We start from the raw sequence: 21060 nt of genomic DNA, 5'->3' as shown, positions 1-21060 counted from the left end.
ATCGCACGAGGTCGCCGTCGAGCCATGGGGACTCGACGGCGACCTCGGTGTTCCCGCGCCGACAGCACAGCCCCTCGGTCGCGCACGCCCCGGACGAACCGTCAGCCCGGACCGGTGGGGCAGGGGAACTGGCGGGGGCAGTCCGTGCGTTGGCCAGGGTGAGGTTGCTCTCTCTTCGCTGCTCCGGCGAGCGAAGCGTGCCGTATCAGGTTAAGACGGATACGGAAGGGGGTGCAGGACTGTGCGAGCGGTTACGGGAGTGTGGCGTTGGCGGCACAACCCCCTGCGCCGCGCCACTGACCGGCGCGAGGCGTGGGTGGCTCTTGTCGCACTGCTGCTCATGGTGCTGGCGGCACCGGCAGTGGGCTGGGTGTGCGGTTCGCTCACGGACGACGCCCTGCAGAAATCGGTGCGGGCTCAGCAGGCCCAGCGTCGTACCACGACCGCGGTCGTGGTGCGCCGGGCTTCGGGAGCAGCACATCGCGTCGCCGATCCCGAAGTGTCCTCGGAACGCACCACGCAGACCTCGGTGGTGGCGCGCTGGAAGGCTCCGGACGGCACGGACCGCCGCGGTACGGTGACCACCTCCTCCCGCAAGACGGATCCCGGGGCCGAGGTGAAGATCTGGACAGACCTCGACGGCCGCCCCACGCTACGGCCCATGGACGCGCCGACGGCTCATAGGCATGCCGCGCTGGCCGGGCTCGGGGCGATGCTGCTCGCCGCCGGACTGGTCGAGGGCGGCCGGCGCCTGATCGTCCGGCGCATGATGCGGGGGCGGTACATCCGCATCGACCGAGCCTGGGCGAAGGCCGGTCCGGACTGGGGCAGGACGGGGACCGGCAGCTGATCAGCTGCCGATCGGGTCAACTCCCGCCCCCGCGCGCGCTACGGTGGACCGGCCCGCCCGTTTCCTCGGTGGGCGGGCCCGGGGTTCGTCGCTGCCGCAAGGCCGGTGACACGGGCATCACACACGCACGAGGTGGGGGCACAACAGCGCCATGGCACAGGGCACGGTCCAGGTGACGCACACCGGCACATCGCGGTGGCGGCGCCGCACAGGCGAATACGCCTCCCTCACCGCAGCCCTGGAGGCCGCGGCCGACGGTGATGTCCTCACCGTCGCGCCGGGCACCTACCGGGAGAATCTGGTCCTGCACCGTGCGGTGACGCTGCGCGGCCCCGAGGGCTCGGTCGGTTCCGTTCGGATCGCACCGGTCGACGGCGTGCCGCTGACCGTCCGTGCCTCCGCCGTCGTCTCGGACCTGCATGTGGAGGGTCAGGACTCGACGGCCCCGGCACTGCTCGTCGAGGACGGCGCGCCGGAACTCGCGGATCTGCGGATCGTCACGCGTTCGGCCGCCGGGATCGAGGTGCGTGGTGCGGCCCGGCCGACCGTACGCCGCTGCACGGTCGACAACCCGGCCGGGGTCGGGATCGCCGTACTCGACGGTGCGGGCGGGGTGTTCGAACAGTGCGAGGTCGTCTCGGCCGGTCAGTCCGGTGTCTCGGTACGTGACGGTGCGCATCCGCGGCTGGAGCGCTGCCGGATCCACCATGCGTCGGGCGCGGGGCTGAACGTCACCGGCGAGGGCAGCGGCCTGGAGGCCGTCGGCTGCGAGGTGTACGAGATCAAGGGCAGTGGGATACAGGTGACCGCTCGCGCGGCCGCCCACCTCACCGACTGTACGGTGCACCGAACTTCGGCGGACGGGGTCACGCTCGACACCGACGCCGTACTGACACTCGCCGACTGCGACATCCACGACATCCCGGAGAACGCGGTGGATCTGCGTTCCCGTTCGGTCCTGACGCTGACCCGCTCCACGGTGCGCCGGTTCGGCCGCAACGGCCTGTCGGTCTGGGACCCCGGTACCCGTGTCGACGCCAACCAGTGTGAAATACATGACAGTACGGGCGACTACCCGGCGGTCTGGGTGAGTGACGGGGCGACCGTGATACTGGACTCCTGCCGGGTCCACGACGTACCGGACGCCATCTTCGTGCTCGACCGGGGATCGCGCGCCGATGTGGTCGACAGCGATCTGTCCCAGGTCCGCAATACCGCGGTGTCGGTGAGCGACGGGGCGACCGCTCAGCTCGACGACTGCCGCATCCGTGAGGCGTCCACCGGCGCCTGGTTCCGCGATCACGGCAGCGGCGGCACGCTGAACAACTGCACCATCGACGCCGCGCAGACCGGAGTGATCGTCACCAAGGGCGCCGACCCGACGATCGAGCGTTGCACGGTCACCTCCCCCGCCGAGGCCGGTTTCTACGTCTCCGCAGAGGGCCGCGGCACCTTCCACAGCTGCCGGGTCACCGGAAGCGAGGGCTATGGCTTCCATGTGATGGACGGCTGCCGTACGACTCTGACCCGTTGCCGTACCGAGCGGTGTGCCCGCGGTGGATACGAGTTCGCCGAAGGCGGCGCCGCCCACGGCGACGGCACGGGAGCGGGGCCCGTCGTGGAGGACTGCACGAGCGACGAGAGCGCGCTCCGCTCCCCCGCTCCTTTGGCCCCTGCCGTGCTGACGGCGACCCAGTCGGCCCCCGGGCTGCTCGGTGCGGTCCCCGGGCCGCGTGCCGTGGAGCCCGCCCCGGCCGAGGCGCCCGCCGCGGAGCCGGTACGCGCGTCGGACGCCGTCCTCGGGGAACTGGACGCGCTGGTGGGCCTGGACAGCGTGAAGCGGGAGGTGCGCGCCCTCACCGACATGATCGAGGTCGGCCGCCGGCGTCAGGAGGCCGGGCTCAAGGCCGCGTCGGTCCGGCGCCATCTCGTCTTCACCGGCTCCCCCGGCACCGGCAAGACCACCGTGGCCCGGCTGTACGGCGAGATCCTCGCCTCGCTCGGGGTACTGGAGCGCGGCCACCTGATCGAGGTGTCCCGCGTCGATCTGGTCGGTGAGCACATCGGCTCCACTGCCATCCGCACCCAGGAGGCCTTCGACCGGGCGCGCGGCGGGGTGTTGTTCGTCGACGAGGCCTACGCCCTGTCACCCGAGGACTCCGGCCGGGACTTCGGCCGGGAGGCGATAGACACGCTCGTGAAGCTGATGGAGGACCACCGGGACGCGGTGGTCGTCATCGTCGCCGGGTACACCCATGAGATGGAGCGGTTCCTCACCATCAACCCCGGTGTGGCGTCCCGCTTTTCACGGACCATCACCTTCAGCGACTACGAGCCCGCCGAGCTGCTGCGCATTGTCGAGCAGCAGGCCGACGAGCACGAGTACAACCTGGCGTCCGGGGCCGGGGAAGCGCTGCTGAAGTACTTCACGGAGCTTCCCAAAGGCCCCGCCTTCGGCAATGGGCGGACGGCTCGGCAGACCTTCGAGTCGATGGTGGAGCGGCATGCGGGCCGGGTCGCCCAGCTCGCCGAGCCGAGCACGGACGACCTCACGCTGCTCTACCCGGAGGATCTGCCGGAGCTTCCCTGAGACCGCGGGGTGTCCTGGGCCTCCTCCCCGTCGGTCTGGCGCGGCAGGACCGGTGCCAGCCGGTCCAGCAGTGCGGCCCGCTCCTGGGCGAAGACCGGGTCGGCCTGGTAGTCCGAGTGCCCCAGAACGGGTTCGGGCAGCGGATGTTCGGGGGTGCGCCCGTAGACCAGGGGGTCCTTCAACGGCCCCTGGTCCACCTCGGGCCCCGGTCCCTCGTCGAGCCGGACCCGGCCGCCGATCGGGTCGGTGGCCCGCCAGAGGTTGCGCCAGCAGTGCACGGACCGGTGCAGTCCGTGCAGCGGTGCGGGACCGAAGTAGGCCGGGAACCAGCGCGCGTACAGTCGCTCGATCGGCGAGCCGTAGGTGAGCAGGGCGACCCGGCTCCTGGTCTCGGCGGACAGCTGCCAGACCGCGGACGCTGCGAGGACGCTGCCCTGGGAGTGGCCGGAGATGACGAGTCTGCCGCGGGTCTGTCCGGTCCAGCCGGACATCCGTGACGCCAGATCGGGGACGGCGCGCTCGGCGTAGCAGGGAGGTGCGAAGGGGTGGGCGGCGCGGGGCCAGAACGTACCGACGTCCCAGAGGATGCCGATGGTGCGCCGGGCGGAGGCGTCGCGGTAGGCACGCCGTCCCCAGGTGACGAAGAGCAGGAAGCCGAGTCCGACCATCCAGGAGCCGGTCGACTGGGCCGCTTCGGCCACGGACTCGACGAACGGGCCGCTTCCCTCCGTCGCGAGCCCGGGCACCTCACCGCTGGCCCAGGCCCCGCCGACCGCCGCCGCACCGAGCAGCAGCGCGGCGCCGGAGACCGGGCCGAGGATCCAGGGCGCGGAATCGGTGAGGGCTGCCGTGGCCCGGATCCGGGCGATCTGCCGGGTCCGGGCGGTGTCCGGACGCTCCTGCCCGTACTCCCGGTCGACCTGGGGTTCCAGGGCGCGGGCGGCGAGCCAGGTGCGTACGAGCAGCAGAAGGCCGGGTACCGCCAGCAGCACCAGGAGCACGGGGATGACCGAGGCCTGCCAGCTGAGCAGCACCGGCGGTCCTTCGATGGCGGAGTTCCTGCCCATGCCCGGGGTGCCGGAGCCGTCGAGCCAGTCGGCGACGCGCTGAGCGACCCCGCCGGTCATGACGCCGCCGAGAGCGCACGCGAGCATGGCGACAGCCGGTCCGCCGAGCCCGTACATGACGGTGCGGGGTTCGGGGGTCCGGCGGTACAGACCCAGCGACACCACGGCGAGGACGACGACGAGCGCCCCCTGGCCGAGCGTAACGACGCTGAAGGCGACATCGCCGGGCAGGGCGCCCGCGGAGACCCAGGCGGGGCGCGACCAGGCCGCGTACACCGCGGCGAGGACGAGCAGGGCCAGGGCGGCGGCGGGCAGATAGGTGATGAGGGCATGGTCGAGCCGGTTGTCGAGACGTCGTTCGCTGCGGCCGCGGCGGCAGATGACCCAGAGCACGACGAGCGCGCCCAGGATCAGCGCCGCCTCGACCAGCCTGCCGAGGATCTCCGGCACGGGGCCGGTGACGGCGCGGTCGTGACGGGCCGCGGCGCCCGCGACCGATGCGGCGACGGTGAGGAATCCGGCGGCGGTGTGGGCGGCGCGCAGCCGGGCGACCAGCCGGCGGCCGTACCAGAATCCGGGCCGGCCGAGAGCCGGGCGGCCGCCGATCGCGGCGCCGGAGGTGTTCGCGTCGTGAGCGGTCTCGGTGTCTGCGTCGTCCGGTTCGGATCCGGTGAGCGGGCGCTGCGATTCGTACGCGCTCCATGTCCGGTTGGACAGGAACCAGAGCAGCCCCACCAGGGCGGTGGGCACCACAGAGGCAAGGGCGAGCCTGCGGCCCGGCTGGGACCACCAACCGCCCTGTGCCGTCGACAGGAAGCCGAGCCAGGACCGCCGGTTCGAGCAGTCAGGCACGCCCGCGCACTGCCAGGCCGTCAGATCGAGCGCGACCTCGCACACCGCCGCGGTCAGCAGGACCGTGAGGCTGAGCGCGACGAGCCGGACGAGGACGCCGTACAGGCGCACCGCGCGGGTACGGCGCCGTGCGGTGGGGCGCATCCAGTGGGCGAGGTTGACCACCATGAAAGGGAGCAGTAGCAGCCACAGCGCGCGCGAGCCGTTGCCGGATGTGAGGTTGGACCAGCAGTAGGCCTCGGGGATGGGCCGGTCGCGGTAGCGCTCCGGGTGCTGTTCGGCGTCCATGTCCCCGGCGCGGCGGTAGATGGCGGCGGTCACGTCGCCGGTGACCCGGACCGGACGCGGATCGTCGAGCATTTCCTGCGGGGTGGCTCCGCCCACGCCATGGACCAGCAGTTCCAGCGCGGGCCCCGGACTCTGCGGGGCCTGGGTGACAGGTGGCACTGGGGTGACTCGCTCTCTCGGTCGTGGGGGGGTGCTGATGCACGGTCACCAGAATCATGGAAGAGGGCCGGTGTCACGCACCGCCCTCACGGAATCTCCCCAGTGCGACGGCCGACGACACCGCGTGGCAGGATGACCCCGTCCGAAGAGACTGTTGTACGGCCAGTGGGAAGGACCGGACCGGCGTTGAGCGAGAATCAGAACCTGCTCGCGGAGCAGCGGCGCGCCCTGATCCTCGACGAGGTACGCAGGCGCGGCGGGGTCCGGGTCAATGAGCTGACCCGCAAGCTGAGCGTCTCCGACATGACTGTCCGCCGGGATCTGGACGCGCTGGCCCGCCAGGGTGTGATCGAGAAGGTGCACGGCGGGGCCGTTCCGGTGGTCGAGGCCAGCACGCACGAGCCCGGTTTCGAGGCCAAGTCGGCTCTGGAGCTGAGCGCCAAGGAGGACATCGCGCGGGCGGCCGCAGCGATGGCCGTGCCCGGCAGCGCCATCGCGCTCTCCGGCGGTACGACGACATATGCGCTCGCCCAACAGCTTGTGGACGTACCGGATCTGACGGTGGTGACCAACTCGGTGCGGGTCGCCGATGTGTTCCACTCCGCGCAACGGTCGGGGGCCGCGGGCGGGGCGCGTACCGGGGCGGCCACGGTGGTGCTCACCGGTGGGGTGCGGACCCCGTCGGACTCGCTGGTCGGCCCGGTCGCGGATCAGGCGATCGCCTCGCTCCACTTCGATGTGCTGTTCCTCGGGGTGCATGGGATCTCGCTGGAGGCCGGTCTTTCGACGCCGAATCTGGCGGAGGCCGAGACCAACCGCCGTTTCGTCCAGTCGGCACGGCGTGTGGTGGTGGTCGCCGACCACACCAAGTGGGGCAAGGTGGGCCTGAGTTCGTTCGCGACTCTGGAGCAGGTGGACACGTTCGTGACGGACGCGGGTCTGTCGGCCGCCGCCCGTGAGGAGATCGAGGAGCACCTTCCGGGCTTGCTGGTGACGGGCCGCATCGCGGACGCCGACTCCTGAACGGTGGGCCGGTGCGCGGATTCCGCTCAGCTCGCGATGGGCGGTACACGGCCTAGGATCGTGCTGTGGCCGTCTTCCGGATCGAGCGCTTCACGTCTCTGCCCGCAGCCGAGTCCTGGCGCCGGGTGACGGACTGGGAACGGCACGCGGAGCAGGTACCGCTGACCACGATCACCGTTCCCACGGGGCTGACGACCCGGATCGGAACCGTTTTGGTGGCGCGCACGGGTGTGGGGCCGCTGGGGTTCGACGATCCGATGGAAGTGGTGCGGTGGACACCGCCCGCAGCCGGGCGCGCGGGGCTGTGCCGACTGGAGAAGCGCGGTTCGCTGGTGCTGGGCCGCGCCTCGATCGACGTGTATCCGACAGATTCCGGATCGCATGTGGTGTGGGTGGAGGAGCTGACTGTCCGACTGCTGCCGCGATGGGCCGATCCGTTGCTCGCCGGAGCAGGCCGCCGGGTCTTCGGCAGGGTGCTGGAGGGCCTACTGGACCGTCCGGCGCGGCCGCATCCGTAGGTGGCCGCGGTTGCGCGGGGCCGGTGGCGGTGCGGTGGGCCCGGGTACCCGGGTGCCGCCGTTCGGAGTGCTCCACCGGGCCCCGTGCGGCGGTCCGGTGGAAGACTCGGGCGGGTGAGCGAATCCTCCGGTGGTGCGCAGCCGCGTTGTCTGGTGACCGGTGCTTCCGGGTATATCGGCGGCAGACTGGTGCCCGCACTCCTCGACGCCGGCCACCAGGTGCGCGCACTGGCCAGGACCCCGCGGAAACTGCGTGACCACCCGTGGGCGGAACGGGTCGAGGTGGTCGAGGGCGATGTCTCCGACGCCGCCTCCGTGCGGGCGGCGATGCGGGACATGGATGTGGCGTACTACCTGGTGCACGCGCTCGGCTCCGGACCCGGATTCGAGGAGACGGACCGCGAGGCGGCCCGAATCTTCGGTGAGCAGGCACGGGCGGCGGGGGTCGGCCGGATCGTCTACCTCGGCGGGCTCACTCCGGCCGGGGTGCCTGAACGGGAACTGTCACCGCATCTGCGGTCGCGGGCCGAGGTGGGGCGCATTCTGCTGGATTCCGGGGTACCGACGGCCGTCCTGCGGGCTGCGGTCATCATCGGATCGGGCTCGGCATCGTTCGAGATCCTGCGTCATCTCACCGAACGGCTTCCGGTGATGATCACCCCGAGTTGGGTGCGCACATCGATCCAGCCGATCGCGGTACGGGACGTGGTGCGGTATCTCGTCGGATGCGCCCAGCTGCCGGCCGACGTGAACCGTACGTTCGACATCGGCGGCCCGGACGTCATGACGTACCGGGACATGATGCAGCGGTACGCCGCGGTCGCCGGGCTGCCGCACCGGGTGATCCTCCCCGTGCCGGTGCTCACCCCGGGACTCTCCAGTCTCTGGATCGGCCTGGTGACCCCGGTGCCGCCCTCCATCGCCCGTCCGCTGGCTCAGTCGCTGCGCCACGAGGTGGTCTGCCACGAGCGCGACATCGCCCGGTACGTACCCGATCCGGCCGACGGCACCATCGGCTTCGATCAGGCGCTGCGGCTGGCGCTCCAGCGGATCAAGGATGCCCGGGTCGACACCCGCTGGTCGTCCGCGGCGGTGCCCGGTGCCCCCAGTGACCCGTTGCCCACCGACCCCGACTGGTCCGGCGGCAGTCTCTACAGCGACGAACGGGAACTCACGGTGCCGGTGGCGCCGGACGCGCTGTGGCGGGTGATCGAGGGCATCGGGGGCGAGAACGGCTGGTACTCCTTCCCGCTGGCCTGGGCCGTGAGGGGATGGCTCGACCGGATCATCGGTGGCGTCGGGCTGCGGCGCGGGCGGCGGGACGCGCAGCGGCTGCGGGTGGGCGACTCATTGGACTTCTGGCGTGTGGAGGAGATCGTTCCGGGTGAGCTGCTGCGGCTGCGCGCGGAGATGCGGCTGCCCGGTCCGGCCTGGCTCGAACTGTCGGTGGACCAGAACGAGCAGGGGCGGACGGTCTATCGACAACGGGCGCTGTTCCATCCGCACGGACTGCTGGGCCACGCCTACTGGTGGAGCGTGTGGCCGTTCCACTCGGTGGTGTTCGGCGGTATGGCCCGCAACATCACCGCAGCCGCACGAGCGGTCCCGTAGCACTCTGCCGCGTAACACCCTTTCGAGCAGGGACATCTGACGATGCGCCAGCTATGGTGCGCTACCCCGCCCGCCGCCGACCTCATGGGAGGTGCGATCCGTGCCACGCCGACTCCGTTCCGTCGACCTCGACTTCGTCGAATCCGCTCCGCTGCGACTGGTTTTCGCCGCCGAGGTGTCAGCGCCTCCCGAGGTGGTCTACCGTGCGCTCACCGATGATGTGGCGGGCTGGCCCAGCTGGTTCACCTCGGTGACTGCGGCCCGGCCCACCGAGGACGGCGCAGGTCGCGAGGTCCGGCTCAAGGGCGGCACGGTGTTGCGCGAGACGATCATCGCGGCGGCACCCGGCGAGCGGTACGTCTACCGGGTCGACGAGTCGAACGCCCCTGGCCTGCGGGCCCTGTTGGAGGAGTGGCGGCTCACCCCGGCCGGGACCGGGACGCGGGTGCGGTGGACGTTCGCCGCGGACGGTTCCGCACCCTTCCGGTTCGCGCTGCGGCTGGGCCGGTCGGGGGTGGGCCGGGCTTTCCGGGACGCGGTACGCAATCTCGACAGGCGGCTGGCCGGGCCCGCGGCCTGAGAGCGGCCGCGGACCCGGGTGCGCCGCGTTCCGTCCGGGCTATCCGGGCCAGTTGCCGTCGGCCAGGAAGGAGTCGATGGTTTCCGTGTACGGGGCGATGTCCAGGCCCTGTTCGGCGAGCCAGCTGTCGGAGTAGTACTTGTCGAGGTAACGGTCGCCCGGGTCGCAGATCAGGGTGACGATGCTGCCGGTGCTGCCCTGCTCGACCATTTCGGCGACCAGTTTGAACGCGCTCCACAGTCCGGTGCCGGTGGAGCCGCCCGCCTTCCGGCCGATGGCCTTTTCCAGGGCGCGCACAGCCGCGACACTGGCTGCGTCCGGCACCTTCATCATGCGGTCGATGGCCCCGGGCACAAAGCTCGGCTCCATCCGGGGCCTGCCGATGCCCTCGATCCGGGAACCGCAGTCACTGGTGGCCAGGGGGTTGTGGTGGGTCCAGCCGTCGAAGAAGCAGGAGTTCTCCGGGTCGGGCACACAGATCCGGGTGTCGAACTGCATGTAGTGCACGTAGCGGGCGATGGTGGCCGAGGTGCCACCGGTTCCGGCCGTGGCCACGATCCACGTCGGCTCCGGGTAGCGCTCCAGCCCCAGCTGCTGGTAGATCGACTCGGCGATGTTGTTGTTCCCGCGCCAGTCGGTGGCCCGTTCGGCGTAGGTGAACTGGTCCATGTAGTGGCCGCCGCTATCGGCGGCGAGCTCGGCGGACTCCTCGTACAGCTTCCGTGAATCGTCGACGAAGTGGCAGCGGCCGCCGTGGAATTCGATCAGGCGGCACTTCTCGGGGCTGGTGGTGCGGGGCATCACGGCGATGAACGGCACACCGATCAGCTTGGCGAAGTACGCCTCCGAGACGGCCGTCGAACCGCTGGACGCCTCGATCACCGGCTTGCCCGGCCGGATCCAGCCGTTGCAGAGCCCGTAGAGGAAGAGCGAGCGGGCCAGCCGATGCTTGAGGCTGCCGGTGGGGTGCGTCGACTCATCCTTGAGATAGAGGTCGATGCCCCATGCCTCGGGCAGCGGGAAGCGCAGCAGATGGGTGTCGGCGGAGCGATTGGCGTCGGCCTGGACCTTGCGTACGGCTTCCTTGAGCCAGGCCCGGTACTCGGGGTCGGAGCGGTCGATGTCGATGGTCGCCGTGGCCCGGCCGTCATCTCTGTGCATTGTGGTGCCCATCAGCGCGTTCCTCCTCGTGTCGCCGCCACTCTCCACCGTCAACGATATTCCGTCCACCTGCACAAACGTTCGCTTTGATGGTCCATAGCCCTGCCTTGGCGTTGGCGGGCGGGGCAGCTGCGACATCGACCCGGGACGCAGCCTGGCGCGTCGGCCCCGGCTTGTGCAGACTGCCCATCAGAAGCGTTACGAAGGGGGCGAAGCAGTCATGCCGGAAACGGAGTTCAGTGCGACGGGGGTAAGGATCGAGCGGTGGGCCCGTTCACTCACGCGGGCGGGACAGGTGATCGTCAAGGACGGCAGACTGGCTCTGCTGACCAGTTACGGCCGGGAGATCGACAGCGCCCCGGTGGGGGCGGTGAGCGCGGGCAGGCCATGGTTCGCCGGAGCCGGTGCGGCCGTGGCGCGCCTCAACGGGACGCGGTACCGACTGACGATGGGGCAGCGCAATCACGGTCCGGACAAGGCCGGGCCGGCCCACAGATTTCTCGAGACGCTGCGCAGTGCGGGCGGCCGGATGATCTGACAGGGCGCCTCCGGTACACCGCGAGTTGCGGAGCCGTGCCCCCTGAGCGACATTGGTCACACGTCACTCATGGTTTACCGGCGGTGACATTGTGATCCGCACCGCCGGAGCTGAATCAGCAGCCAGTCATCTGCTGGATCGTTCCTTCGTCTTCTTCCGGACCTATTTCGGGGAGTCGCAGCCGTGATCAGCGAGCCGAGCAGGCACTGCACGGTGGAGCTCCAGGCCCTGCCGTCGCGGATCGGTCAGGTCCGCAGAATCGTTTCGGCGCAACTGCGCTACTGGCATCTCGATCCTCTGATCGACCATGCGGCGCTCGGCGTCACCGAACTGCTGACCAATGTCCACCGGCATGCCCAGCCGGACAAGTCATGCACCGTCGAGATCGAGTTGCTGCTCGAACGCCTGACGGTGTCCGTCCACGACCACGACCCACGGCTGCCGACCGTGCGCGAGGCCTCTGCGTCCAGTACGTCGGGGCGCGGGCTCGCGCTGATCGCCGCGGTCAGCGAGAGCTGGGGGGTCTGCCCGAGGGGCGGGGCCGGGAAGGTTGTCTGGTTCACTCTTCCGGCGCCTTCCCTGTTCACCGCACTACCGCTGCACGCGGTGTACGGGGCAACCACCGACGGCCCTTTCGAGCCGGACGCCGTGACGTACCTGGACGGCCGGACGCCCTCCGTCGCGCGGTCGTCGGTGGTCGGCTAGCAGCACCGACGGAAAGTGGAGCGGGGCACCGTCCGGTGCCCCGCTCCACTTTCCGCTGTCGCGCTATTCGGCGGCGATCGCGCGGAGCACGTCCAGCCGCGCCGCCCGACGGGCGGGGCGCCAGCCCGCCAGTGCCCCGGCGGTGATTCCCACAAGGGCCACCACCAGGAGCCGCAGTGGCGGCAGCACGAAGGCGAAGGCGGTTTCGCCTGTGCCCGCGGATGCCTTGACCAGCATCCAGCCGAGGACGCCGCCGAGCAACAGGCCGCCCGCCGTGCCGAACGCCGCGACCAGTACGGATTCCCAGCGGACCATGGACCGCAGCTGTCTCCTGGTCTGTCCGACGGCCCGCAACAGGCCCAGTTCCCTGGTGCGTTCGTGAAGCGCCAGGGTCAGTGTGTTGGCGATGCCCAGCAGCGCGATCAGTACGGCGAGTGCGAGCAGGGCGTAGACCAGTGTGAGCATCATGTCGATGCCGCCGGCCGAGGACTGCGCGTACTCGCTGCGGGTCTGTACGTCCGGGTTGCCGTACGCCGCCGCGGTCTTCGCGACCGCCGCTCTGCCGTCGGCGGTGGTGACACCGGGCTTGAAGGCGACGGCGATCAGCGAGTCGGAGTCCTGTGCACGATGCGGGGCCCAGGCCAGGCGGGTGATGACGTAGTCGCCCGCCAGTTCCGACCGGCCGTAGACGGCACGGACCGTGAAGTTCTGCTGCGTGCCGTCGGTGAACGTGAGCCGTGCGGTGGAGCCGGTGTGCAGACCGCGCTTGCCGGCCTCGGTGTCGGACACGGCGATCCCGTTCGCGCCCAGCCCCTTCAGCGATCCGTCGACCCGGCCGAGGTCGAGGACCCGGCCGAGTGCGGCCGGGTCGGTGACGGTCAGCGCGCGTCCCGCACCGTCGACCTCCGCGACCCCCTTGCCGAGACCGACGGCGGTCGCGACCTCCGGCAGCCGGTCGACGGCCGGGGCCAGCCGGGGGCTGAGGCCGCTGCCGCCCGCCCCGAAGGTGGGAGCGCTGATGGCGACATCTCCCGCGAAGGAGCGGTCGACCGTCTGGTTCATGGTCGCCTTCAGGGAGGCGCCGAAGACGGTGAAGAGGGAGACCACGGCGACGCCGATCATCAGTGCGGTCGCGGTGGATGCGGTCCGCCGGGGGCTGCGCAGGGCATTGCGCCGGGCCAGTCGGCCCGTGACACCGCGCAACCGGTCGAGCGGGGCGCCGAGGATCCGAACGGCGTACGAGGAGGCGACCGGTCCGAGCACCACGAACGCGGCGAGTGCCGACACCGCGCCGGCGGCCGACAGCCGGACGGACACATCGGCCAGGGCACCGGTGAGGATGGTGCCGAGGGAGGCCACCAGCAGCACGAGCCCGGCGAGGGCACGTGCCCGGGACGCCGCGGAGTCGTCGACAGCGCTCTCGCGCAGGGCGGCGAGCGGAGCGGTGCGTCCGGCCCGGACGGCGGGCACGAGGGCGGAGCCGAGGCAGACGAGGACACCGACGGCGAGCGGCAGCAGCAGGGAGACGGCGCTGATCACCAGCGCTCCCTCGGGAAACGGGAATCCGACGGCGGGGAAGAGCGCCTGCAGTCCGGCGGCGATGCCGATGCCACCGGCCAGACCGGCGGCGGAGGCGATCACACCGACCGCGGCCGCCTCGACGAGGGTCGAGCCGACGACCTGCCTGCGGGAGGCGCCGAGGGCGCGCAACAGGGCGTTCTCGCGGGTCCGCTGGGCGACGACGATCGCGAAAGTGTTGTGGATGGAGAAGGTGGCGACCAGCAGCACGATCCCGGAGAACACCAGCAGCAGCGTGGTGAACACGCTGAGGAAGGCACCGGAGATCATGTCCCGGTTCTCGGCGGCCGATGCCTGTCCGGTGATGGCCTCGACGTCCTTGGGGAGTACAGGGCGCAGTGCGTCCACGAGATGCTGCTGGCTGGTGCCGGGGCCTGCGCGCACCTGGATGGTCGATGCCTCGCCGGGCTTCGGCGTGAGGTACTTCTCGGCATCGGCCTGCGTCATAGCGGTGTAGGTGACCTGGCCCATGCCGTCCTGGCCGCCGAAGGTGGCCAGCCCGACGATCGTGACGTGCACGGGGTCGGGGGTGCGCAGCACGGTCGTGTCGCCGATCCCGAGCCCGCCCCGGTCGGCGGTGCCGCGGTTGATGACGACCTCACCGGGCGCGGACGGGGCGCGTCCGGCGGCGAGCCGGTACGGATTGAGCTGCGGGTCGTCGATCCAGTTGCCGGCGAGGGTGGGCGGCCCCTGACCGCCGATGGGTTTTCCGTCGGAACCGATGAGCTGGCCGGCGCCCTGGATGTCGGGGGCCGCCGCGGCGACACCGGGGACCTGCTCGATCCTCTTCACGAGTGCGGTGCTCACCGGCTGCCGGGTGCCCTGGGACTCGCCGGGGACCGTGACCACGTTGGAGCTGCGCACGACGGCGTCGGTACCGGCGGTGGCGTTGCCGAACAGGGTGTCGAAGCTCGCGCGGAGGGTGTCGCCCATGACGAGCGTCCCGGTGAGGAACGCGACGCCGAGCAGGACGGCGACGAACGTACCGGCGAAGCGGCGCTTGTGGGCGCGGAGTGAGGAGATGCTCAGGCGTACGGAGGCCCGGGTGCTGGTCATGTCGTCACCGCCTGCGTGACGGGTGGGGGGCGAAGGACTTGAAGCGGTCGAGCACGCGCTCCGCCGTGGGATCGGGCATCCGGTCGACGAGCCTGCCGTCGGCGAGGAAGACGACCTCGTCGGCGTGGGCGGCGGCGACCGGGTCGTGGGTGACCATGACGACCGTGCGGGCGGTCTGCCGGACGGTCCGGCCGAGCAGCCAGAGCACCTCCTGGCCGGCGCGGGAGTCGAGGTTGCCGGTCGGTTCGTCGGCGAAGACGACATCGGGACTGCCCGCGAAGGCCCGCGCCACCGCCACCCGCTGCTGCTGTCCGCCGGACAGTTCGCCGGGCCGGTGGTGCAGCCGGTCCCGCAGTCCGACGGTGTCGACGAGTGCGTCGAGCCACTCCGGGTCGGGTCGCTCCCCGGCGAGATCCAGCGGGAGGGTGATGTTCTCGGCGACGGTGAGCGTCGGCAGCAGGTTGAAGGACTGGAAGACGAAGCCGATGCGCCGCCGGCGCAGCAGGGTGAGCCTGCGGTCGTCGAGGGCACTGATGTCGGTGTCGCCGATGAAGGCGGAGCCGGAGGTGAGGGTGTCGAGTCCCGCCGCGCAGTGCATCAGGGTGGATTTGCCGGATCCGGAGGGTCCCATGATCGCGGTGAAGCGGCCGGCCGGGAAATCTACGCTCACCCGGTCGAGGGCCCTGACCCGGGTTTCGCCGGTGCCGTAGAGCTTCACGGCATCGACGACCCGGGCAGCGGAGGCGGCAGAGGTGGACGTGGGGGTGGGCTCGGAGGTGGGGACGGTGGTGGTCATGCCACTCCTCCCTTCCTGCCGCGGCCGAACTGTTCGTCGAGTACGGAGAGCCGGCGCCAGTACTCGTCCTCGTCGACCTCTCCGGCCGCGAAGCGGCGGCCGAGCAGGGTGATCGGTGACCCTTCGGCGGGTGCTTCCTGGGTGGTACGGGCCTGCCAGGGGCCTCCTCGGCCGCGCCGGACGGTACGGCGCAGCAGGGTGACGCCGCCGATCACGACGGCCGTCCAGAAGAGCGGGAAGAGGAGGATCCAGGGTCCGGGTCCACCGCTGTACGCCAGGGTGTTCATCTCGGTCAACTCCCTCGGTTCAGGGTTCGCGTTCAGGTTTTCCTGACGATTCCGAGCCTGGCCCCGGAAGGGGGTCCGAGTCGTCGTACGGCCAGCGGCCGTACGCGTACCCCCTCGGGAGTACGTGGCTGATCTGCGGCTGCTCCCGTCGGCGGGCCGGCATCACCTGGATCCTGTACCTACTAGTAGGTACAGTCGATTCATGAGCGCTCCGGACCGTCTGATCGAAGCCGCCCAGGAGCTCCTGTGGGAGCGGGGCTATGTAGGCACCAGTCCCAAGGCCATCCAGCAGCAGGCGGGCGCGGGTCAGGGCAGCATGTACCACCACTTCGCGGGCAAACCCGATCTGGCGCTCACGGCGATCCGTCGCACGGCCTCGCAGATGCGCGAGACGTCCGGGCAGTTGTTCGGCGGCCCGGGAACGGCGTACGAGCGGATCTCGGCATACCTCCTGCGCGAGCGCGATGTGCTGCGCGGCTGCCCGGTGGGCCGACTGACGATGGATCCGGATGTCATCGCCAGTGACGAGTTGCGTGCACCGGTCGACGAGACGATCGGCTGGCTGCGCGGCAGGCTCGCCGAGATCGTCCAGGAGGGCCTGGACCAGGGAGAGTTCACCCGTCCCCTGGTTCCCGAGGACGTCGCGGCGACGATCGTCGCGACGGTGCAGGGCGGCTATGTGCTGGCCCGCGCCTCCGGTTCGACGGACTCCTTCGACGCGGGCGCGCGCGGACTGCTCTCGCTGCTCGCCCCCGGTGACAGCGCCGTCTGACACTCGAGGAGCACACCACACATGCACCTCACGAGGAACCGTCCCGACACCTCCGCCGGGCCCGCCGCGCATTTCAACGGCACCGTCCGGCTCGACGAGATCGTGGCACCCCGGGCTCCCTCCAGGCTACGGATGCTCAGCGTCCACTTCGCAAGTCCCGCAGCTCGGCGTTCTGGCCGATCTTGCCTCGCTTCGGCCGAGGTAGCCGCCTTTCGGCGCGACGGTGAGCGTGAAACGGCTGGTGGGCAAAGCCGCCCTTGGGCATGGGGCGCCGGTTGCGGCGTATCTCCCGGCTGATGGTGGAAGGGCTGCGGCCGAGCTCTGCGGCGATCTGCCGGATGGACGCCTTCGGTCCCGTCCGACGGTTGAGGACGGTGCGGCCGCCCGAGGCCCCCGTCACGCAAGCGCGGCCAGCGGATCGTCCAGCACCGGCTGCCAGGCCAGTTCCGCCGCCCCCACCAGGCTGTTGTGGTCGAGCGTGCACGGCAGGATGGGCACACTGCCGCTGCGCCCCCACAGGCTGCGGTCGGCCACCACCGCACGCAGCCGCTCGGGATCCGCGTCGAGCAGTGCGCGGTGCAGTCCGCCGAGGATGATGCGATCGGGGTTGAGGATGTTGACCAGTCCGGCGAGCCCGAGGCCGAGCCGGTCGATCAGCTCCTCGGCCGCGCCCCGCACCGCCGCGTCCTCGTACTCCGTGCGCAGCAGATCGCCGGCCTGCTTGAGCAGCGACTCCTCCGGACCGGGTTCGCGACGGGCGGCGATGAGGAAGGCCAGCGGGTCGGTCTCGACGTCGAGGCAGCCGCGTCCGCCACAGTGGCACGGACGGCCCTCGGGGTTCACCGTGAGATGGCCGACCTCCAGCGCGAGTCCCGAACTCCCGGTGTGCAGACGGCCGTCGAGGACCAGGGCACCGCCCACGCCCCGGTGACCGGTGGCCACACAGAGCAGATGCTGGGCACCGCGCCCAGCACCGTGCCGGTGTTCGGCGAGCGCGGCGAGGTTGACGTCGTTCCCGGTGAACGCGGGTCCGGGAATGCCCGCTTCCCGTACGCAGGTGGTGAAGATCTCTCGCACCGGGGCGCCCGCCGGCCAGGCGATGTGCAGCGGGTTGAGCGCGGTGCCCTCCGGTTCGGCGACCGCGGACGGCACCGCGAGGCCCGCACCGACACAGCGCAGTCCGCTGTCCCGCAGCAGCCGGGCACAGTCGTCGACCACTTCGCCGATGACCTGGGCGGGGTCCGCCGTGACGGTGACACAGCCGGGGGCGGTGGCGACGATCCGTCCGCCGAGCCCGACGAGCGCGGCCCGGAAGCCGTCGGCGTGCACCTGCGCGGCGATGGCGACGGGCCCGGACTCCCGGATGGCCAGCCGGTGCGAGGGGCGGCCCTGCGAGCCGGCGGCGGAGCCCGGCCGGGAGTCGACCCGGATCAGGCCGAGTGCCTCCAGTTCCGCGGCGACCGCACCGGCTGTCGCCCGGGTGACCCCGAGCTCGGAGGTGAGGACGGCACGGGTGGGCGCGCGTCCGGTGTGGACCAGTTCCAGCGCGGGTCCGAGCGCGCTGCGGCCCCTCTCCAACTTTGTCCGGGTGGTGGTCACCTTGCCATTCATGGGGGCGAGTCTCCCATGATCCGCGGGTGCCGCCGATGCCCCGGCGGCGTGCTTGTACCGCGCGCGGCCGCGGCGGGCGACCATGTTGCGCCCGCTGTCCCGGCGCCCCTATGCTGAGTTTGTGCCGCAACTAAACAAACTGCGGACGGCCCTACCGGGGGACCGGGCGGAAACGCCGCTCCACCTTCGCCGGCCCGCCTCCGTACCGCGCTGACCGTGTTCTTCGCCCTCGACGGCTTCCTCTTCGCCGGCTGGGTGGTCCGCATTCCGGCCATCAAGCATCAGACCGGCGCCTCGGCCTCCACCCTGGGCCTCGCTCTGCTCGGCGTATCCGCCGGGGCCGTGGTGACCATGACGCTCACGGGCCGGCTGTGCCGGCGCTTCGGCAGCCATCCGGTGACCGTGGTCTGCGGTGTTCTGCTCGCCCTGAGCATCGCCCTGCCCGCGCAGACGCGTTCGGCGCTCGCACTCGGCCTGGTACTGCTGGTCTTCGGCGCCGCGTACGGCGGGATGAACGTGGCGATGAACAGCGCGGCGGTCGACCTGGTCGCTGCCCTGCGACGTCCCGTGATGCCCAGCTTCCACGCCGCGTTCAGCCTCGGCGGAATGGTCGGTGCCGGGCTCGGCGGACTGGTCGCGGGCAGCCTCTCCCCCGCCGTGCATCTCTTCGTCCTCACCGGGATCGGGCTCCTGGTCACCGCGGCGGTCGGACCGGTGCTGCTGCGCCAACCCGCGCCGAAGCCCGCATCCACGGCCGACGACGCCGAGAAGTCGCGGCGACCGGCCGGGCGGGCCCGCCGCATGGTCCTCCTGTTCGGTGTGATCGCGCTCTGCACCGCGTACGGCGAAGGCGCGCTGGCCGACTGGGGCGCCCTCCATCTGGAACAGGACCTGCACGCCCACCCGGGCATCGCCGCCGCCGGATACTCCCTGTTCGCACTGGCCATGACGGCCGGCCGGCTCAGCGGCACGGCACTGCTCGAACGGCTCGGCCAGACCCGGACCCTCGTCGCGGGCGGTGCGACGGCCACCGCCGGGATGCTGCTCGGCTCACTCGCCCCGACCGCCTGGCTGGCGCTCCTCGGTTTCGCCGTCACCGGTCTCGGTCTGGCCAATATCTTCCCCGTCGCGGTCGGCCGGGCCGGGGAACTGGCCGGGCCCGGCGGAGTGGCCGCCGCGTCCACGCTCGGCTACGGCGGGATGCTGCTCGGGCCGCCCGCGATCGGCTTCCTGGCCGACTGGTTCTCCCTCCCCCTGGCCCTCACCACGGTGGCGCTGTTGGCCGCCGCGGCCGCGGCACTGGGGTACGGGGCACGCAACGCGGCGCACACATGAGCGATTGAGTGGCCCGTACTCGGGCAGGGACAGCTCCCCGGAGACACGAGGGAAGTGTCATCCATCCACGGGGAGCGGACCATGAACAAGCCGGTCGTCGACAAGCGGCACGTCCGCACGCTCGCGCGGCTGACCTTCGGCAATGCCGCCTCGCTGATCTGCCTCGGCCTCGTCCTGACGGCCTCGGTGTTCGTCACCGTGGACACCCTGTTCGTCACCCGCGAGGACGCTTCGCTCGCCGGGGTCCGGCTGTTCCTCCTTGCGGCGCCCACCGCATTCGTCTTCTTCATCGGCGGCGCGAGGTGGGGCGCGGAGGCAGCCGGACCCGCATGGTTCGTCTGCCTCGCCCCGGTGGTGTCCGTGCTGCTGCAGTCACTCGCCCTCGGCTGGTTCGTCCGGCTGCTGCGCGACGGCAGCCGGACTCTCACCGCCCACCCCCGGGGAACCTGAACCGCCGGCACAATCGGGGCCATGGAGATCACGGCCCACATCAAGTCCCTGACCGTCGAGGGACAGCTGCTGGCGACCGCGGCGCAGGAGGCGGGACCCGGGGCACCGGTGCCGACCTGTCCGGGCTGGCAGGTGCGCGATCTGCTCCGGCACACCGGGATGGTGCACCGCTGGGCGACCGCGTTCGTCGTCGAGGGCCACACGTCGTACCACCCGGACGGCGGGGAACCGGATCTGGACGGGCCCGGGCTGCTCGACTGGTTCCGCGAGGGCCACGGCCTCCTGGTCGACGCGCTGGCGGCCGCGCCGGCCGGACTGGAGTGCTGGACCTTCATGCCCGCGCCGTCGCCACTGGCCTTCTGGGCCCGACGACAGGCGCACGAGACCACGATTCACCGGGTGGACGCGGAGTCGGCACGCGGTGGGCGGCTGTCGCCATTGGCGGCCGATCACGCGGTGGACGGAATCGACGAGCTGCTGCGCGGGTTCCATGCCCGCCCGAAGAGCAGAGTGCGTACGGAAACGCCGCGTTCCCTGCGGGTGCGGGCCACCGACACGGACGCCATCTGGACCGTGCGGCTCTCGTCGGAACCGCCGCAGGCCGTACGGCATGCAGCGGCACGGGAAGAGGGCTCTGCGGACTGCGAGTTGAGCGCGACGGCCGAGCAGCTCTATCTGTTGCTGTGGAACCGGCTGCCGCTCACGGCGATCACACTGACGGGTGACCCGGAGCCGGCCCGGCTCTGGTGCGAGAACTCCGGAGTCACCTGGTCCTGACAGCAGGCCGGAGCGGGGCATCGCGCGACGGGGCACTCAGCGCCTCGGTTCGTTCAGCATGCGGGCGAGCACCGACCTCTGCAACGGCTTCACCTCGGCGTGCCGTGCCCGGCCCTTCGCCGTCAGCTCGACCCGGACACCTCGCCGGTCCTCGCTGCACATCCCGCGGCGCACGAGGTCGTCCTTCTCCAGGCGAGCGACCAGACGGGACAGCGCGCTCTGGCTGAGATGGACCCGGGAAGCAAGTTCCTGTACACGACAGGCGGAGCCGCCGTCCTCCCCCGCGCCCTCCGCGAGGACGTCGAGCACCTCGAAATCGCTGGCGCCGAGACCGTGTTGGTGCAGCTCGCGGTCGAGCTCACAGAGCGTCCTGGCATGCAGCGCGAGGATGTCCCGCCACTCGTCGACGAGCACCCGCTCGGACTTGTTCGCTGCCATGACCGCACGTTAGCAGAG

The 21060-nt window shown here is 71.2% G+C and carries 18 protein-coding genes and 2 pseudogenes; 12 read left to right on the top strand and 8 right to left on the bottom strand.

Annotated elements, in window-relative coordinates:
* The first annotated feature begins 316 nt into the window (after positions 1–316).
* Together GA0115254_RS42445 and GA0115254_RS42440 are read left to right on the top strand one after the other, a co-directional pair.
* Positions 317–850 carry an Rv1733c family protein gene (locus GA0115254_RS42445; RefSeq protein ID WP_370741032.1) on the top strand — a complete coding sequence of 178 codons (534 nt, stop codon included), beginning with the start codon at positions 317–319 and terminating at the stop codon, positions 848–850.
* A 151-nt stretch (positions 851–1001) separates the two neighbouring features.
* Positions 1002–3440: a right-handed parallel beta-helix repeat-containing protein gene (locus tag GA0115254_RS42440; protein WP_093900584.1), complete on the top strand. Its 2439-nt coding sequence runs from the start codon at positions 1002–1004 to the stop codon at positions 3438–3440.
* Here GA0115254_RS42440 and GA0115254_RS42435 read toward each other — a convergent pair.
* Positions 3410–5806 carry a hypothetical protein gene (locus GA0115254_RS42435; protein WP_093900583.1) on the bottom strand — a complete coding sequence of 799 codons (2397 nt, stop codon included), beginning with the start codon at positions 5804–5806 and terminating at the stop codon, positions 3410–3412. The two genes, GA0115254_RS42440 and GA0115254_RS42435, sit on opposite strands and share 31 nt — an antisense overlap.
* Before the next feature lie 186 nt (positions 5807–5992).
* Between GA0115254_RS42435 and GA0115254_RS42430 the strand changes: the two genes are divergently transcribed.
* From GA0115254_RS42430 to GA0115254_RS42415, 4 genes are all read left to right on the top strand, one after another.
* Positions 5993–6829, top strand: a complete 837-nt coding sequence (locus tag GA0115254_RS42430; protein WP_093900582.1) for a DeoR/GlpR family DNA-binding transcription regulator — start codon at positions 5993–5995, stop codon at positions 6827–6829.
* Between the two features lie 65 nt (positions 6830–6894).
* Positions 6895–7347, top strand: a complete 453-nt coding sequence (locus GA0115254_RS42425) for an SRPBCC family protein (RefSeq protein WP_093900581.1) — start codon at positions 6895–6897, stop codon at positions 7345–7347.
* 114 nt (positions 7348–7461) lie between these two features.
* Entirely contained in the window at positions 7462–8958 is a 1497-nt protein-coding gene (locus GA0115254_RS42420) for an SDR family oxidoreductase (RefSeq protein ID WP_256103107.1), read from the top strand.
* A gap of 100 nt (positions 8959–9058) precedes the next feature.
* Positions 9059–9538 carry an SRPBCC family protein gene (locus GA0115254_RS42415; RefSeq protein WP_093900579.1) on the top strand — a complete coding sequence of 160 codons (480 nt, stop codon included), beginning with the start codon at positions 9059–9061 and terminating at the stop codon, positions 9536–9538.
* A 39-nt stretch (positions 9539–9577) separates the two neighbouring features.
* Here GA0115254_RS42415 and GA0115254_RS42410 read toward each other — a convergent pair whose 3' ends face one another.
* A complete protein-coding gene (locus tag GA0115254_RS42410) occupies positions 9578–10711 on the bottom strand; it encodes a PLP-dependent cysteine synthase family protein (RefSeq protein WP_093900578.1) in 1134 nt (377 codons plus the stop codon).
* A 208-nt stretch (positions 10712–10919) separates the two neighbouring features.
* Between GA0115254_RS42410 and GA0115254_RS42405 the strand changes: the two genes are divergently transcribed.
* The gene (locus GA0115254_RS42405) at positions 10920–11237 is read left to right on the top strand and encodes a hypothetical protein (RefSeq protein WP_093900577.1); all 318 of its coding nucleotides are present in this window, start codon (positions 10920–10922) and stop codon (positions 11235–11237) included.
* Positions 11238–11420: 183 nt separating this feature from the next.
* Positions 11421–11942: an ATP-binding protein gene (locus GA0115254_RS42400; RefSeq protein ID WP_176740527.1), complete on the top strand. Its 522-nt coding sequence runs from the start codon at positions 11421–11423 to the stop codon at positions 11940–11942.
* A 63-nt stretch (positions 11943–12005) separates the two neighbouring features.
* On the opposite strand, the gene GA0115254_RS42395 is transcribed toward GA0115254_RS42400, so the two are convergent.
* Genes GA0115254_RS42395 through GA0115254_RS42385 form a run of 3 tightly spaced genes read right to left on the bottom strand, consistent with a single transcriptional unit; the run spans position 12006 to position 15659 of the window.
* Entirely contained in the window at positions 12006–14576 is a 2571-nt protein-coding gene (locus GA0115254_RS42395; protein ID WP_093900576.1) for an ABC transporter permease, read from the bottom strand.
* Positions 14577–14580: 4 nt separating this feature from the next.
* Positions 14581–15372, bottom strand: a complete 792-nt coding sequence (locus GA0115254_RS42390; RefSeq protein WP_093900575.1) for an ABC transporter ATP-binding protein — start codon at positions 15370–15372, stop codon at positions 14581–14583.
* Positions 15369–15659 carry an SHOCT domain-containing protein gene (locus GA0115254_RS42385; RefSeq protein ID WP_093900627.1) on the bottom strand — a complete coding sequence of 97 codons (291 nt, stop codon included), beginning with the start codon at positions 15657–15659 and terminating at the stop codon, positions 15369–15371. Before GA0115254_RS42385 ends, GA0115254_RS42390 begins: the two co-directional genes overlap by 4 nt.
* 202 nt (positions 15660–15861) lie before the next feature.
* On the opposite strand from GA0115254_RS42385, the gene GA0115254_RS42380 reads away from it, so the two are divergent.
* Positions 15862–16431, top strand: a complete 570-nt coding sequence (locus GA0115254_RS42380) for a TetR/AcrR family transcriptional regulator (RefSeq protein WP_093900574.1) — start codon at positions 15862–15864, stop codon at positions 16429–16431.
* Between the two features lie 154 nt (positions 16432–16585).
* Here GA0115254_RS42380 and GA0115254_RS48090 read toward each other — a convergent pair.
* Together GA0115254_RS48090 and GA0115254_RS42365 are read right to left on the bottom strand one after the other, a co-directional pair.
* Positions 16586–16792 (bottom strand): annotated as a pseudogene (locus tag GA0115254_RS48090) (helix-turn-helix domain-containing protein); the annotation flags it as partial.
* A 35-nt stretch (positions 16793–16827) separates the two neighbouring features.
* Positions 16828–18042 (bottom strand): ROK family protein, encoded by a 1215-nt coding sequence (locus GA0115254_RS42365; protein ID WP_093900573.1) that lies wholly within the window; start codon positions 18040–18042, stop codon positions 16828–16830.
* Positions 18043–18163: 121 nt separating this feature from the next.
* On the opposite strand from GA0115254_RS42365, the pseudogene GA0115254_RS42360 reads away from it, so the two are divergent.
* The 3 genes and pseudogenes from GA0115254_RS42360 (at position 18164) to GA0115254_RS42350 (ending at position 20604) form a co-directional block, all read left to right on the top strand.
* Positions 18164–19377, top strand: a pseudogene (locus GA0115254_RS42360) (MFS transporter).
* An 81-nt stretch (positions 19378–19458) separates the two neighbouring features.
* The gene (locus GA0115254_RS42355; RefSeq protein ID WP_093900571.1) at positions 19459–19827 is read left to right on the top strand and encodes an SCO4225 family membrane protein; all 369 of its coding nucleotides are present in this window, start codon (positions 19459–19461) and stop codon (positions 19825–19827) included.
* 21 nt (positions 19828–19848) lie between these two features.
* A complete protein-coding gene (locus tag GA0115254_RS42350; RefSeq protein WP_093900570.1) occupies positions 19849–20604 on the top strand; it encodes a maleylpyruvate isomerase family mycothiol-dependent enzyme in 756 nt (251 codons plus the stop codon).
* Between the two features lie 36 nt (positions 20605–20640).
* Here GA0115254_RS42350 and GA0115254_RS42345 read toward each other — a convergent pair whose 3' ends face one another.
* Positions 20641–21042: a MarR family winged helix-turn-helix transcriptional regulator gene (locus GA0115254_RS42345; protein ID WP_093900569.1), complete on the bottom strand. Its 402-nt coding sequence runs from the start codon at positions 21040–21042 to the stop codon at positions 20641–20643.
* Positions 21043–21060: the final 18 nt, after the last annotated feature.

It is taken from the genome of Streptomyces sp. Ncost-T10-10d (assembly GCF_900091955.1).
Classification (GTDB): Bacteria; Actinomycetota; Actinomycetes; order Streptomycetales; family Streptomycetaceae; genus Streptomyces.
This window is presented reverse-complemented; position numbering and strand designations above follow the sequence as displayed.

What these genes read in the sequence shown, in the direction of transcription:
- GA0115254_RS42365 (WP_093900573.1), bottom strand. Translation starts at nt 18,042, where the DNA reads ATGAATGGCAAGGTGACCACCACCCGGACAAAGTTGGAGAGGGGCCGC.
- GA0115254_RS42385 (WP_093900627.1), bottom strand. Translation starts at nt 15,659, where the DNA reads ATGAACACCCTGGCGTACAGCGGTGGACCCGGACCCTGGATCCTCCTC.
- GA0115254_RS42405 (WP_093900577.1), top strand. Translation starts at nt 10,920, where the DNA reads ATGCCGGAAACGGAGTTCAGTGCGACGGGGGTAAGGATCGAGCGGTGG.
- GA0115254_RS42410 (WP_093900578.1), bottom strand. Translation starts at nt 10,711, where the DNA reads ATGGGCACCACAATGCACAGAGATGACGGCCGGGCCACGGCGACCATC.
- GA0115254_RS42395 (WP_093900576.1), bottom strand. Translation starts at nt 14,576, where the DNA reads ATGACCAGCACCCGGGCCTCCGTACGCCTGAGCATCTCCTCACTCCGC.
- GA0115254_RS42380 (WP_093900574.1), top strand. Translation starts at nt 15,862, where the DNA reads ATGAGCGCTCCGGACCGTCTGATCGAAGCCGCCCAGGAGCTCCTGTGG.
- GA0115254_RS42390 (WP_093900575.1), bottom strand. Translation starts at nt 15,372, where the DNA reads ATGACCACCACCGTCCCCACCTCCGAGCCCACCCCCACGTCCACCTCT.
- GA0115254_RS42355 (WP_093900571.1), top strand. Translation starts at nt 19,459, where the DNA reads ATGAACAAGCCGGTCGTCGACAAGCGGCACGTCCGCACGCTCGCGCGG.
- GA0115254_RS42350 (WP_093900570.1), top strand. Translation starts at nt 19,849, where the DNA reads ATGGAGATCACGGCCCACATCAAGTCCCTGACCGTCGAGGGACAGCTG.
- GA0115254_RS42440 (WP_093900584.1), top strand. Translation starts at nt 1,002, where the DNA reads ATGGCACAGGGCACGGTCCAGGTGACGCACACCGGCACATCGCGGTGG.
- GA0115254_RS42345 (WP_093900569.1), bottom strand. Translation starts at nt 21,042, where the DNA reads ATGGCAGCGAACAAGTCCGAGCGGGTGCTCGTCGACGAGTGGCGGGAC.